A 13,985-nucleotide genomic window follows, 5' to 3' on the forward strand; every position below is an offset into this window, starting at 1 on the left:
TGCGCCGAGGCCGACGTCCCCGTGCCCGCAATTGCCTCTCGCGCCCGCCCCGACATGGCGGACGCACGATCATGCAGGACGCGCCCGAGTCGCTCGAGGCGATCGGATGAGCGCGGGGCGGGGGATCTTCGAGCGTGCGCTGGGAAACGATTTCGCCCGGCTCCACCCCCAGCTGCAGCGACGATTCGGGGTCGGGGTGGATGCGGGATACGGCTGCATCGGACACGGCGTGATGTCAGAGGTGCGTCGCGGACCGTGGTGGACGTTGCCTTTCCTGCTGGTCGGCACCTTCCGCAACATCCTGTTCCCCGAGCGCGGGAGCGAGGTGCCCTTCCGTATCGACAACCACGCGTATATCGACGACTTCGGGCGCGAGACCGTGACCTTCGTGCGGACCATGGATGTGCGGCCGGGGCGACGCCGCCGGTTCGACGCGACCATGATCTACAGCGACGCCCGTCGGAGGGTCGTCGACTACCTGGGCACCCATCAGCACCTCGCCGTCGACCTCGACCTGGAGGTGACCGACGACGGCGCACTCCTGCTCACCTCGGGCGCACAGCGCTTCTACGAGGGGCGGTTCGCCTTCCGGTTCCCGATGCTGTTCAGCGGTCGCGCCAGACTCCTCGAGCGCTACGACGATGAGCAGGAGCGGTACCTCATCGACCTGGAGATCCACAACGACGTCTTCGGGTTCCTGTTCGGCTACCGAGGCGCCTTCACGTGCGAGTTCGTCGAGGGGCCGGCACCGGCGACCGTGAAGCCCTACCGCGAGGAGGCGAGGGAGTGACCGCTCGCGGTGCGGCCTTCCTGGAGGCGCTGGGCGAGGAAGCCGAGCGGCTCCACCCCGAGATCCTCGCGCAGATGCGTGTCCACGCGGATCCGGGGCGACCGGACCTCGACAGCGCCGACGGCGTGTTCACCGTCGCCGGCAGCAGGTTCGGCCGGCTCTCCGTTCTCGCTCGCCCCGTCGTCGGGCCCGGTCTGCTCGTCACCCGGCTCGCGAGGTGCGTGCCGTTCCGGATCGAGACCGCATCGGCACGCACATCCTCGGGCCGGGCCGTGCTCGCCACCGTCCGCGAGTTCCGCTTCCCCGGTGCGACGCAGTATGTCAGGGATCGGCTCTTCGCGACAGGGCATCCTGGGCTGGTCCAGAACGCACTGGGCGATCGAGGCCGGGTCGAGATGCTCGAGCATTGTTCGGTGACGTCGGACGGCGCGCTGCGGATGCGCACTCGTGCCGTCCGCCTGCGGTTCGGGCGGTTGCTCATCCCGCTGCGTGGACCTCTTCGCGTCGACGTCGATCTCGTCGACGGCTGGGACGAGGTCCACGGTCGTCGCACGATCGACATGCAGGCAGTGAGCCCCCTGGTGGGAACAGTGCTGGAGTATCGCGGCTGGTACCGCTACGCGCCCGGCAACGGCCACGCCGTCACGGATGGCGACGGCGTGGCCGGCTCCGATCAGGAGCGGTAGTCGACGACCACCGGCGCGTGGTCGCTCCAGCGCTGGTCGTAGGCGGCGGCGCGCGCGACGTGATAGGTCTCCACGCGCTCCGCAAGAGCGGGCGTCGCCAAGTGGTAGTCGATGCGCCACCCGGAATCGTTGTCGAACGCCTGCCCACGCATCGACCACCAGGTGTAGGGGCCGTCGACCTCCCCGTGGAATGCCCGGCCGACGTCGATCCAGCCGAGGCCGGTGCCGACGGTGCCGTCGACACCCGAGACCTCCGTACCCGCCTCTCCGAGGAACCGGTCGAAGTAGGCGCGCTCGCGGGGCAGGAAGCCCGCCTTCTTGCGATTGCCGCGCCAGTTCTTGATGTCGAGCTCACGGTGGCCGACGTTGAGGTCACCGGTGACGAGCGCCAGCGCACCTTCGGTGTTGAGTTCGCCGAGACGGGTGCCGAAGGCGTCGAGGAACTTCCACTTCTCATCCTGCTTGGGCGTGTCGGCCTCTCCGGAGTGCACGTACGCGCTCACGACGGTGAGGGGGCGGTCGCCGATCAGGTAGTCGGCCTCGATCCAGCGGCCCTTGGAGTCGAAGTCGTCGGGGCCGAAATCGGTGCGCGAGGCGAGCGCGGGCGTGCGGCTGGCGATGGCGACGCCTGCCCGTCCCTTCGCTGTGGCCTCGTCGTGCACGAACGACCACCCGGGAAGCGCGGCCTCCAGATGCTCGTCCTGCCCGCGCACCTCCTGGAGCGTGAGGATGTCGACGCCCGCCTCGTCCAACCAGGAGCTCATCCCGTTGCGAGCCGCCGCTCGGATTCCGTTGACATTGACCGAGGCGATACGCAGATGAGGCATGGTCCCCAGCCTAACGAGGGTCGCCGACATCCCGTCCGGAGCGGTGGTTCAACTCGGCCAGCAGGCGTCGAGCGAGCGGTGTGCTCATGTCCGCCGGCGGGGGAGGGGAGGCCTCGAGGTCGTGAAGTTCATCCTCCGCATCGCGCAATGCCCGTCCCGCGGCCCACGCCCGATACCAGGGCGCGTCGAGTCGGGCCGCACGGGCGTCACGTACGCGGATGCGGGCGGCGGTCAGGAGGGCCTGGTACTCGGCCACGCGGCGTTCCGCTTCGGTCTGCTCCAGGAGGGGTTGATCGCGATCCTGTGCGGCGACCGCGATCCAGGACGAGGCGACCAGCATGACCACGCCGTTGATGCGGAACCAGAGCAGGAGACCGATGAAGATGGCGAACGTGGCGAGCAGCGGGTTGGAGGGCGTGTAGCTGAGGAGGAAGCCGGCACCGAACTGCAGGATCGTCATCGCTCCACCGCCCAGGAGAGCGCCGGGCCAGATCGTCCCCCAGTGCAGTGAGGTGCCGGTGAGGAAGCGGACCATCGCCGCCAGCGCGCCCGACATCAGCGCGAACGACACGATGACCGCGCCGATGCGGATCAGGATGACGCCGTTGGAACCGGAGTCCCAGCCCAGGAGGCCGAGGAGCCAGCTCAGGACGGCGGCGCTCGCGGAGCTGAGGATCGATCCGGCCACCAGCGAGGCTCCGAAGATCACGGCGGCGAGGAGATCGCGCGCCTTCAGGATCACGTAGCTGCGGCGATCGGGCGGCAGGCCGAAGATGTCTCTGGTCGCGCGCCGCGAGAAGGTGACCCAGCCGATCGCCGTCCAGATCACGGTGCCCAGGGCGATCAGACCGGTGATGCTCAGCACACCGGTCGTGCTTGAGGCGATCTCCTGCACCTGCTCCGGTGTGATCACCCCGCCCTCGGGCTGGATGAGGTTCGGTATGTAGCTGTTGATCATCGCGATCAGACCGTTCACCGCGTCTTCACTGCCACCGAGCCAGAGACCGGCGATCGCGAAGGCGAGGTAGATGGCCGCGAAGATCGCGAACAGCGCCTGGTAGCTCACGCCCGCGGCGAGGAGGAACCCGTTGTGCTGGAGGAAGTGCCGCCACACGCGAACGGGGAACAGCCCGAGGGTGCGCTGAGTGAGCGCTGAGGCGCGTTCGACAGCGGCATCGAGACGACCGGACTCGGTCGTGGAGCCATCGGGATCAGCCACGGTCCCACCTTATCCAAGCGTCGTGTTCATCCCCGCCTCCGCCATCTCCACATGCGCCGTCTCAGGCAGAAACGCGAGGACAGGCGGCTCCGGAACGGAACCGCCTGTCCTCGCGTGATCGCCTGATACGGCTCGTGCGGGCGAAGCCCGGTCAGGGGCGGCCGCGCAGGACAGCCTGCTTGACCTCGGCGATGGCCTTGGTGACCTCGATGCCGCGGGGGCACGCCTCGGAGCAGTTGAAGGTCGTGCGGCAGCGCCAGACGCCTTCCTTGTCGTTGAGGATGTCGAGACGCACGGCGGCGTTGTCGTCGCGCGAGTCGAAGATGAAGCGGTGTGCGTTGACGATCGCCGCCGGGCCGAAGTACTGCCCGTCGGTCCAGAACACGGGGCACGACGAGGTGCACGCGGCGCACAGGATGCACTTGGTGGTGTCGTCGAAGATCTCGCGGTCGGCGATGGACTGCGTGCGCTCCTTGCCCTTCTCCGGAACGGAGTTCGCGACGAGGAACGGCTGCACCTCGCGGTACGAGGCGAAGAACGGCTCCATGTCGACGACGAGGTCCTTCTCCAGCGGCAGACCCTTGATGGCCTCGACGTAGATCGGCTTCGAGATGTCGAGGTCCTTGATCAGCGTCTTGCAGGCCAGACGGTTGCGTCCGTTGATGCGCATGGCGTCGGAGCCGCAGATGCCGTGGGCACAGGAGCGGCGGAAGGTCAGCGAGCCGTCGACCTCCCACTTGATCTTGTGCAGGGCGTCCAGCACGCGGTCGGTGGAGTAGAGCTCCACGTCGTAGTCGACCCAGTGCGGCTCGGAGTCGACCTCGGGGTTGAACCGGCGGATGTTGAAGGTGACGATGAAGGACTGGATGCCGGTCTCTTCGGTGGTGTCGGCAGGTGCCTCTGCGATGGCGGTCGACATGCTCAGTACTTCCTCTCCATCGGCGGGTAGTTGAACTCGCCCTGCTCGTTCTTCGTGAAGACGACGGGCTTCCAGTCGAGCTTGATGTGATCGCTCGGCGTGGACGAGTGCGGGTCGCCGGTCAGGTAGGCCATGGTGTGCTTCATGTACTTCTCGTCGTCGCGCGTCGGGAAGTCGTCGCGCATGTGTCCGCCGCGGCTCTCCTGGCGGTTCTGCGCGGCGTAGACCACGACCTCGGCGATGTCGAGCAGGAAGCCCAGCTCGACGGCCTCGAGTAGATCGGTGTTGAACCGCTTGCCCTTGTCGTCGACGTGGACGTTGAGGTAGCGATCGCGCAGTTCCTTGATGACGCCGAGCACGTGCTCGAGCGACTCGTGCGTGCGGAACACCTGCGCGCCCTTGTCCATCTCGTCCTGCAGCGTCTTGCGCAGCACCGCGATGCGTTCGGTGCCCTGGTTGTTGCGCAGACCCTCGATCATGCCGGACACGAAACCGGCCGGGTCCTCCGGCAGCGGCACGAACTCGGCGGTCTTCACATACTCGACGGCCTTGCGACCCGCGCGCTTGCCGAACACATTGATGTCGAGCAGCGAGTTGGTGCCGAGGCGGTTGGCGCCGTGCACCGAGACGCAGGCACATTCGCCGGCGGCGTACAGGCCGGGCACGACGGTGTCGTTGTCGGCGAGTACTTCGGCGTCGTTGTTCGTCGGGATGCCGCCCATCGCGTAGTGCGCGGTCGGCATCACGGGGACCGGCTCGACGACGGGGTCGACGCCCAGGTAGGTGCGGGCGAACTCGGTGATGTCCGGCAGCTTGGTCTCGAGCACCTCGGCACCGAGGTGCGTGCAGTCCAGCAGCACGTAATCCTTGTGGGGACCGGCGCCGCGGCCCTCCGCGACCTCCTGGACCATGCAGCGCGCGACGATGTCACGTGGGGCGAGATCCTTGATCGTCGGGGCGTAGCGCTCCATGAAGCGCTCGCCCGAGGCGTTGCGGAGGATGGCGCCTTCTCCTCGCGCTCCCTCGGTGAGGAGGATGCCGAGTCCGGCGAGGCCGGTCGGATGGAACTGGAAGAACTCCAGGTCCTCGAGCGGGAGGCCCTTGCGCCATACGATGCCGACGCCGTCGCCCGTGAGGGTGTGCGCGTTCGAGGTGGTCTTGAAGATCTTGCCGAAGCCGCCGGTCGCGAAGATCACGGCCTTGGCCTGGAAGACGTGCAGCTCGCCCGTGGCGAGGTCGTAGGCGACGACACCGGAGACCTGCGTCTTGCCGTCGGCGTCCTTCACCGTGAGGAGGTCGAGCACGTAGAACTCGTTGAAGAAGTTGATGCCGAGCTTCACGCAGTTCTGGAACAGCGTCTGCAGGATCATGTGGCCGGTGCGGTCGGCGGCGTAGCACGCGCGGCGGACCGGGGTCTTGCCGTGCTCGGCCGTGTGACCGCCGAAACGGCGCTGGTCGATCTTGCCCTCGGGGGTGCGGTTGAAGGGGAGGCCCATGTTCTCGAGGTCGATGACCGCGTCGATGGCCTCCTTCGCGAGGATCTCGGCTGCGTCCTGGTCGACGAGGTAGTCGCCGCCCTTGACGGTGTCGAAGGTGTGCCACTCCCAGGAGTCCTCCTCGACGTTCGCGAGGGCCGCCGCCATGCCGCCCTGCGCCGCACCGGTGTGCGATCGCGTCGGGTAGAGCTTGGAGATCACGGCGGTCTTCGCGCCGGGGCCGGCCTCGATGGCGGCGCGCATGCCCGCCCCACCGGCTCCCACGATCACGATGTCGAACTGGTGGTAGTGCACGCCGTCTCGGACGACGGAATCCTGCGTCTCGGTAGTCACTTCTCGTATGCCTTCTTCTAGTTCCCGACGATCGCGGCGCATTCGGACCAGAGGACGCTGTCCTCGGTCACACCCAGGCACGGGTCGAACGTGAAGACCACGAGCGTGCCGAGGATGATGAGCAGGCCGGCGGCCAGCCCGAGCGCCCAGACCAGCGACTTGCGCGCCGTGCTGTTCGTCACGTAGTCGTTGACGATCGTGCGCATGCCGTTCGCGCCGTGGATGAGGGCGAGCCACAGCATGAGCACGTCCCACCACTGCCAGAACGGCGTGGCGAACTTGCCGGCGATGAACGCGAAGTCGAGTGCATGGATGCCTTCGCCGACCATGAGGTTGACGAACAGGTGGCCGAAGATCAGCACGACGAGCACGACGCCCGAGACGCGCATGAAGATCCAGCCCCACTTCTCGAGGTTGACCCCCCGGCGGCGGCGGGCCGGAGCGGCGGCGACGGTCTGTGCGGACATCAGTGTCCCCCTCCGAATCCGGCGAACGCGAGCATCAGGTGGCGGGGCACGAAGCCCGCCATGATGATGCCCCACACCAGCAGGACGCCCCAGAAAAGCTGACGCTGGTACTTGGCGCCCTTCGACCAGAAGTCGACGGCGATGATGCGCAGACCGTTCATCGCGTGGAACACGATGCCGGCCACGAGCACGACCTCGCCGAGGGCCATTATGGGATTCTTGTACGTGCCGATGACGGCGTTGTACGCCTCCGGCGACACCCTGATCAGCGCCGTGTCGAGCACGTGCACCAACAGGAAGAAGAAGATGGCGACTCCGGTGATGCGGTGAAGCACCCACGACCACATGCCTTCGCGACCCCGATAGAGGGTGCCGCGGGGGGTCTTTGACGTGGTTTCCGAAATCGACGGTGTCAAGCGGGCGCTTGTGGACACGGTCGTCCTCCCTGGATCGATGTGAACCGGTCGCGTGCGCTCAGGCACGCCCGATCGGTGTCCATCCTATTCCTGTCAGATCACTGGGAGCGACGAAGGGGAGCCTAAGTGTCTCGATGTCGAGATGTTCCGTGGGGCTACCCTGGGCAGGGTGAGCGCACCAATCAAGGATTTCTACGCAGTGATTCCCGCCGGCGGCATCGGCAGCAGGCTCTGGCCGTTGTCCCGAGCCGACGCTCCGAAGTTCCTGCACGATCTGACCGGCTCGGGGCATTCGCTGCTGCGCGACACCTGGGATCGGCTCATTCCGCTCGCGGGGGAGGATCGGATCGCGGTGGTCACCGGGCGTGCGCACCGTGCCGCCGTCGAGGCCGAATTGCCCGGCATCCCGGATCTGAACGTCTTCCTGGAGTCGGAGCCGCGAGAGTCCGCGGCTGCGATCGGACTCGCCGCGGCGATCCTGCACCGCCGGAATCCCGACGTGGTGATCGGCTCGTTCAGTGCGGACCATGTGATCCGGGGAACGCGCGTGTTCGAGTTCGCCGTCCGCGACGCCGTCGAGGTCGCGCGGGAGGGGTACATCTGCACGATCGGCATCACCCCGACGGAGCCGGCGATCGGGTTCGGATACATCAAGATGGGCCCGGAGCTCGTGGTCGACGGTGCACGGGAGGCCGCTCTGGTGGCGAGCTTCGTCGAGAAGCCCGACCTCGAGACGGCGAAGGAGTACATCGCCGATCGCGGCTACCTCTGGAACGCCGGCATGTTCATCGCCAAGGCCAGCGTGCTGCTGGACGAGCTCGCTGCGAACGAACCGGAGCTGCACGCCGGTCTGCTCGAGCTCGCCGAGGCCTGGGACGATCGCGAACGTCGAGGGCCGGCTGTCGATCGGATCTGGCCGCGCCTGAAGAAGATCGCCATCGACTACGCGGTCGCCGAGCCCGCCGCGCGACGTGGACGCCTCGCCGTCGTCCCCGGTCACTTCGACTGGGACGATGTGGGTGACTTCGCCTCGCTCACCAAGCTCATCACCAACGGCCGCAAGAACGACCTCGCGGTGCTCGGGCCCAAGGCACGCGTGCTCGCAGACGGCGCGAGCGGGATTCTGGTCAGTCAGACGACACGCGTCATCAGCCTGGTCGGGGTGCAGGACATCGTCGTGGTCGACACCCCTGACGCCCTGCTCGTCACCACGGTGCAGCACGCGCAGCGGGTCAAGGGCGTCGTCGAGTCGCTCAAGCTCACGGGACGCGGTGACGTGCTCTGACACGTGCTCCGATGAGCAGGTGCTCACGCTCATCGGCTGTCTTGATTTCAGCTTGGTAACCATTGGCCAGCACGTGCGGCGCCGGTGTGCACAAAAACCGAAACACTAGGTAACTTTGATCGATCCGCGATGGCCGCGGTTTCGTTGAGGGAGGCATCAGTTGACCATCTCCACCACCAAGAAGCTGCTCGGCGTCACCGTCGCCGCTGGCGTCGTCTTCGCACTCGCCGGTTGCGGCCAGGCACCGACCGACAAGCCCGCCGGCTCCGGCGAGCCGGTTGCCTCGGACTTCCTGCCCTGCCTCGTCTCCGACGCCGGGGGCTGGAACGACAAGTCGTTCAACCAGTCCGCCAAGGAGGGCATGGACAGCGCCGCCGAGGAGCTGGACATCAAGCCGCTCGAATTCGAGTCGGCCAATGACAACGACTACGCGCCGAACCTGGAGACCGCCGTCTCCGAGGGCTGCTCGCTGATCGTCTCCGTCGGCTTCAAGCTGTCGGCCGCAACGGTCGAGTCCGCGCTCGCGAACCCCGAGATCGACTACGCGATCATCGACGACTGGGCCGACAACGACTTCGACGGCAACGTCGACGCTCCGAACATCAAGCCGCTGGTCTTCGACACGGCCCAGGCCGCCTACCTCGGTGGCTACGCCGCTGCGGCATGGTCCGCGCAGAGCGGTGTGAACAAGGTCGGCACCTTCGGCGGAATGCAGATCCCGTCGGTCGCCGTGTTCATGGACGGCTACCAGCTCGGCGTCGAGAAGTACAACGAGGACAAGTCGGCCGCTGTCGAGGTCTTCGGTTGGGACGAGGCCACGCAGAAGGGCTCCTTCACCGGTGGCTTCGACGCGAACGACACCGCCAAGCAGACCGCGCAGGGCGTGCTCGACCAGGGCGTCGACGTGATCCTCCCCGTCGGCGGTCCCGTGTACCAGAGCGCCGCGGCCGCGATCGCGGACAGCGGCAAGGATACCCTGATGCTCGGTGTCGACAGCGACCTCGCCGTCGCCGACCCGCAGGTCGCCGACATCACGCTCGTCTCGATCATGAAGGCGATCGACGTGGCTGTGAAGGACGCGACCCTCGCCGCTGCGAAGGGCGAGTTCGACCCGGCTCCCTACGTGGGCACGCTCGAGAACGAGGGCGTGAAGCTCTCCGGCTTCGGCGACTTCGAGTCGCAGCTTCCCGACGGCCTGATGGACGAGCTCAAGACCCTGCAGGAGCAGATCGTCTCGGGTGACATCAAGGTGGAGTCCCCGAACTCCCCGACGGCCAAGTAGATCCGTCGCAGTTCCCGCACGGGGCGAGTGGTGAGCAGTACGCCACTCGCCCCGTGCCGTGGGCGGACGACGAATCCGTCCACGACTCCTCTGGATGATCTTCTGGATACTCTTCTGGATAAGGTGCAGATATGAAGCTCGAACTTCGCGGCATCACCAAGCGCTTCGGCACCCTCGTCGCCAACGATCACATCGATCTCGTTGTCGAACCGGGGGAGATCCATGCGCTGCTCGGTGAGAACGGCGCAGGCAAGTCCACCCTCATGAATGTGCTCTACGGCCTGTACCAGGCCGACGAGGGCGAGATCCTCCTCAACGATGAGGTGCAGCGCTTCCGCGGTCCCGGAGACGCGATGGCTGCGGGGATCGGCATGGTCCACCAGCACTTCATGCTCGTCCCCGTGTTCACGGTGGCGGAGAACGTGATGCTCGGTCACGAGCAGACCAAGGCCCTCGGCAGGCTCGACATCGCGAAGGCGCGAGAGCACGTGCGCTCGGTCGCCGCCCGCTTCGGCTTCGACATCGACCCGGACGCCCTCGTCGGCGACCTCCCCGTGGGCGTGCAGCAGCGTGTCGAGATCATCAAGGCGCTCTCCCGCGATGCCAAGGTGCTGGTGTTCGACGAGCCGACGGCCGTGCTCACCCCACAGGAGACCGACGAGCTGATGGGCATCATGCGTCAGCTGCGTGACGAGGGCACGGCGATCGTCTTCATCACCCACAAGCTGCGTGAGGTCCGCGAGGTCGCGGACAAGATCACCATCGTCCGCCTCGGCCGGGTCGTCGGCGAGGCTTCGCCGACGGCGACCAACGCCGAGCTCGCCTCTCTCATGGTGGGACGAGCCGTCGAGCTCACCGTGCACAAGGAACCGCCCCGCCTGGGCGAGGGCGGTTTCGAGGTCAAGAACCTCCGCGTGCTGACTCCCGCGGGCGCGATCGTCGTCGACGGTGTCGACTTCGCCGTCCGCCCAGGGGAGGTGCTCGCGATCGCCGGCGTCCAGGGCAACGGGCAGACCGAGCTCGTCGAGGCGATCGTCGGTCTCGCCGCCCGCGTCGAGGGCAGCATCGAACTGGATGGCAACGAGCTGGTCGGCAAGAGCGTGCGGGCGATCCTCGATGCCGGTGTCGGCTTCGTGCCGGAGGACCGCACCGAGGACGGCCTGGTCGCCGGGTTCTCGGTCGCGGAGAACCTGATCCTCGATCGTTCGGACGACCCCGCGTTCAGTCGGGCCGGGACCCTGCGCCGCGGGGTGCTCGACGAGTTCGCCCGCGCGCGCATCAAGGAGTACGACATCCGTACCCAGGGGCCGGAGACGCCGGCGGGCACGCTGTCCGGCGGAAACCAGCAGAAGGTCGTGATCGCCAGGGAGATGAGCCGAGAGCTTCGTCTTCTCGTCGCGGCACAGCCCACCCGTGGTGTCGACGTCGGCTCGATCGAGTTCATCCACAAGCGCATCATCGAGACGCGAGACGCCGGTGTGCCGGTGATCGTCGTCTCCACGGAGCTCGACGAGGTCGCAGCTCTCGCCGACCGGATCGCGGTCATGTACCGCGGCACGATCGTCGGCATCGTCCCCGGCGACACGCCTCGGGAGACGCTCGGACTCATGATGGCCGGAGCGGCCGAAGGGGAGGTGGCCGCGTGAGCGGAGCGACACCCGGCGCAGGAGACGTGACCAAGGGGATCCCGCCGCAGGAGCTCGCCACGAGCACCGGCACGGTTCCGCGCGACCCCAGCGATGTCCCCCCGCCCCCGCGCGGCAACGTGATCCTCAAGGAGATCCTCCGGGGGAGTGCCGTCACGACGATCCTCGCGATCGTCCTGGCCCTCATCGTCGGCGGCATCCTGATCGCCCTGACGAACGAAGACGTGCAGGCGGCCTCCGTCTACTTCTTCGCGCAGCCCGGCGACACCTTCGTCGCCGCCTGGAACGCGGTGTACAACGGGTACGAGGCGCTGTTCCGCGGGGCGATCTTCAACGCCCGCGGAGCCGACTTCGCCGCGCAGATCCGTCCCCTGACGAACACGCTCGGCTTCGCGGCACCGCTCATCGCGGCCGGTCTCGGCGTCGCACTCGCGTTCCGCGTCGGTCTGTTCAACATCGGTGCCCGCGGCCAGATGCTCATCGGTGTCGCCGTGGCGGCCCTGCTGACGTTCTCGCTCGACCTGCCGATCTGGCTGCACATCCCGGTCACGCTCATCGCGGGAATCGCGGGCGGTGCACTCTGGGGTGCGATCGCGGGGCTCATCAAGGCGCGCACCGGTGCGCACGAGGTGATCCTCACGATCATGCTCAACTACATCGCCTACTACCTGCTGCTGTGGATGATCCGCACCCCCGGACTCCTCCAGAAGCCGGGGACCAACCAGGCCCTGGGTTCCGCGACTCCGGAGAGCGCGCAGTTCCCGACCCTGCTCGGTCCGCAGTTCCCGCTGCTCGACCTCGGTTTCGTGATCGTGATCGTCGCCACGCTGTTCGTGTGGTGGCTCATCGAGCGCTCATCCCTCGGCATGCGCATGCGCGCAGTGGGTGAGAACCCGCATGCGGCTCGTGCGGCGGGCATCAGCGTGCAGCGCATCTACGTCTACGCGATGCTCTTCGCCGGCGGTCTGGCCGGCCTCGCCGGCATGAACCAGATCCAGGGCGCCGTCACCACGGGTGTGACGGAGACCATCGATGCCGGCATCGGCTTCGACGCGATCACGGTCGCGCTCCTCGGACGCAGCCGCGCCTGGGGCACGTTCGCGGCCGGCATCCTGTTCGGTGCGCTCAAGGCGGGTTCGTTCTCGATGCAGGCGCAGAACATCCCGGTCGACATCGTGCTCGTCGTGCAGTCGCTCGTGGTGCTCTTCATCGCCGCACCGCCGCTGCTGCGCACGGTGTTCTTCCTCCCGAAGACCGACATCGAGAAGGCGGCGAGGCTCAGAGCCAAGGCCGCGAAGAAGGCGGTGGCGGCATGATGTCCCTCGTGCAGACCCAGGCCGCGGACGGCACAGTGCAGCTCGCGACCGTCAAGGAACGGCACCTCAAGGCGCCGATCGTGCTCGCCGGAGCCACCGTGCTCCTGGCCCTGCTGTTCCTGCTCGTGCCGCGCGACGGCATCAGCACGTTCCGGCTCTCCGACCAGTCGTCGGCACTCGCCCTGCCCGACGTCGCCCTGCCGACCGCCTCGACCTTCTGGGTCGTCTTCGGCATCCTGGTGGTCCTGACCGTCGGAGCGTTCCTCCGCGCCTGGACCTATCGCAAGCCGTCGCTGTGGCTCGTGGTGGCCTACGGCGTGCTCGCCGTGTTCGCCTTCCTGGTCTGGGCTGCGGCAGGCGGGCTCGTCCCCGTCACCAGCCTGCTGTTCGGCGCGGTGTCGCTCTCGGTGCCGCTGGTGTTCGGCGCGCTGGGTGGTGTCATCGGCGAGCGTGCCGGTGTGGTCAACGTCGCGATCGAGGGCCAGCTGCTGCTGGGCGCCTTCTCCGCCGCGCTGCTCTCCAGCATCACCGGCAACCCGTTCGTCGGCCTTGTCGGCGCGATGATCGGCGGCGTCCTCGTGGCGAGCGTCCTCGCCGCGTTCGCGATCAAGTACCTCGTCGAGCAGGTCATCGTCGGTGTCGTGCTCAACGTGCTCGTCACCGGCCTCACCGGGTTCCTCTACGGCGCCCTGCTGGCCCCGAACGAGGCGACGCTGAACGCCCCGGTGCGGTTCCCGCGCTTCGAGATCCCGCTGCTCAGCGACATCCCCATCATCGGCCCCGTGCTCTTCAACCAGACGTTCATCGGGTACCTGATGTTCATCACCGTCGCGGTGGTGGCATGGGGCCTGTACCGCACGCGCTGGGGTCTGCGGCTGCGTGCCGTCGGCGAGCACCCGCAGGCGGCCGACACGGTGGGCATCAAGGTCAACCCGACGCGATTCTGGAACGTGCTGCTGGCCGGCGCGATCGCGGGCATGGGTGGCGCGTACTTCACACTCGTCTCGGTACCGCAGTTCGGCAAGGACATGACGGCGGGACTCGGCTTCATCGCCCTCGCCGCGGTGATCTTCGGTCGCTGGGATCCGATCCGTGCGACCCTCGCCGCCCTGCTGTTCGGCTTCGCCACCAACCTGCAGAACCTGCTGTCGATCCTGAAGACGCCGATCCCCGGCGAGTTCATGCTGATGCTGCCGTACGTCGTGACGCTGCTCGCGGTCGCCGGGTTCGCCGGCCAGATCAAGGCGCCTGCCGCCGACGGCAAGCCCTACATCAAGTCGTAGCCCTGCCGGGAAGAGAGAAG

13 protein-coding genes are annotated in these 13,985 nt (G+C 67.4%); 7 read left to right on the plus strand and 6 right to left on the minus strand.

Annotated features, from left to right (window positions below; genetic code table 11):
• Positions 1-106: 106 nt before the first annotated feature.
• Positions 107-790, plus strand: a complete 684-nt coding sequence (locus AX744_RS09820) for a DUF4166 domain-containing protein (protein WP_061016609.1) — start codon at positions 107-109, stop codon at positions 788-790.
• On the plus strand, positions 787-1,476 hold the full coding sequence (locus AX744_RS09825) for a DUF4166 domain-containing protein (protein WP_061016612.1): 690 nt from the start codon (positions 787-789) through the stop codon (positions 1,474-1,476). Before AX744_RS09820 ends, AX744_RS09825 begins: the two co-directional genes overlap by 4 nt.
• Here the strand turns inward: AX744_RS09825 and AX744_RS09830 are convergent.
• The 6 genes from AX744_RS09830 to sdhC all read right to left on the minus strand — a co-directional run bounded on the left by AX744_RS09830 (position 1,464) and on the right by sdhC (position 7,171).
• Positions 1,464-2,303 carry an exodeoxyribonuclease III gene (locus AX744_RS09830; RefSeq protein WP_197429208.1) on the minus strand — a complete coding sequence of 280 codons (840 nt, stop codon included), beginning with the start codon at positions 2,301-2,303 and terminating at the stop codon, positions 1,464-1,466. The two genes, AX744_RS09825 and AX744_RS09830, sit on opposite strands and share 13 nt — an antisense overlap.
• A 10-nt stretch (positions 2,304-2,313) precedes the next feature.
• The gene (locus AX744_RS09835; protein WP_061016617.1) at positions 2,314-3,522 is read right to left on the minus strand and encodes a YihY/virulence factor BrkB family protein; all 1,209 of its coding nucleotides are present in this window, start codon (positions 3,520-3,522) and stop codon (positions 2,314-2,316) included.
• Between the two features lie 151 nt (positions 3,523-3,673).
• Positions 3,674-4,441, minus strand: a complete 768-nt coding sequence (locus AX744_RS09840) for a succinate dehydrogenase iron-sulfur subunit (protein WP_058631793.1) — start codon at positions 4,439-4,441, stop codon at positions 3,674-3,676.
• Between the two features lie 2 nt (positions 4,442-4,443).
• Positions 4,444-6,270 carry a succinate dehydrogenase flavoprotein subunit gene (gene sdhA, locus AX744_RS09845; protein WP_046748937.1) on the minus strand — a complete coding sequence of 609 codons (1,827 nt, stop codon included), beginning with the start codon at positions 6,268-6,270 and terminating at the stop codon, positions 4,444-4,446.
• 17 nt (positions 6,271-6,287) lie between these two features.
• Complete coding sequence (locus tag AX744_RS09850) at positions 6,288-6,737, minus strand: succinate dehydrogenase hydrophobic membrane anchor subunit (RefSeq protein ID WP_046748938.1); 450 nt, start codon at positions 6,735-6,737, stop codon at positions 6,288-6,290.
• On the minus strand, positions 6,737-7,171 hold the full coding sequence (gene sdhC, locus AX744_RS09855) for a succinate dehydrogenase, cytochrome b556 subunit (protein WP_072591539.1): 435 nt from the start codon (positions 7,169-7,171) through the stop codon (positions 6,737-6,739). Before sdhC ends, AX744_RS09850 begins: the two co-directional genes overlap by 1 nt.
• A 151-nt stretch (positions 7,172-7,322) precedes the next feature.
• Between sdhC and AX744_RS09860 the strand changes: the two genes are divergently transcribed.
• The 5 genes from AX744_RS09860 to AX744_RS09880 all read left to right on the plus strand — a co-directional run bounded on the left by AX744_RS09860 (position 7,323) and on the right by AX744_RS09880 (position 13,965).
• Positions 7,323-8,438, plus strand: a complete 1,116-nt coding sequence (locus AX744_RS09860; protein WP_113681701.1) for a mannose-1-phosphate guanylyltransferase — start codon at positions 7,323-7,325, stop codon at positions 8,436-8,438.
• A 160-nt stretch (positions 8,439-8,598) separates the two neighbouring features.
• Positions 8,599-9,720, plus strand: a complete 1,122-nt coding sequence (locus AX744_RS09865; RefSeq protein ID WP_058631796.1) for a BMP family lipoprotein — start codon at positions 8,599-8,601, stop codon at positions 9,718-9,720.
• 131 nt (positions 9,721-9,851) lie between these two features.
• On the plus strand, positions 9,852-11,366 hold the full coding sequence (locus tag AX744_RS09870) for an ABC transporter ATP-binding protein (protein ID WP_046748941.1): 1,515 nt from the start codon (positions 9,852-9,854) through the stop codon (positions 11,364-11,366).
• A complete protein-coding gene (locus AX744_RS09875) occupies positions 11,363-12,682 on the plus strand; it encodes an ABC transporter permease (protein ID WP_046748942.1) in 1,320 nt (439 codons plus the stop codon). Before AX744_RS09870 ends, AX744_RS09875 begins: the two co-directional genes overlap by 4 nt.
• Complete coding sequence (locus tag AX744_RS09880) at positions 12,682-13,965, plus strand: ABC transporter permease (RefSeq protein WP_371861866.1); 1,284 nt, start codon at positions 12,682-12,684, stop codon at positions 13,963-13,965. The genes AX744_RS09875 and AX744_RS09880 overlap by 1 nt, the downstream gene beginning before the upstream one ends.
• Positions 13,966-13,985: the final 20 nt, after the last annotated feature.

This window comes from Microbacterium sp. CCH5-D1 (assembly GCF_001557335.1).
Lineage (GTDB): Bacteria > Actinomycetota > Actinomycetes > Actinomycetales > Microbacteriaceae > Microbacterium > Microbacterium oxydans.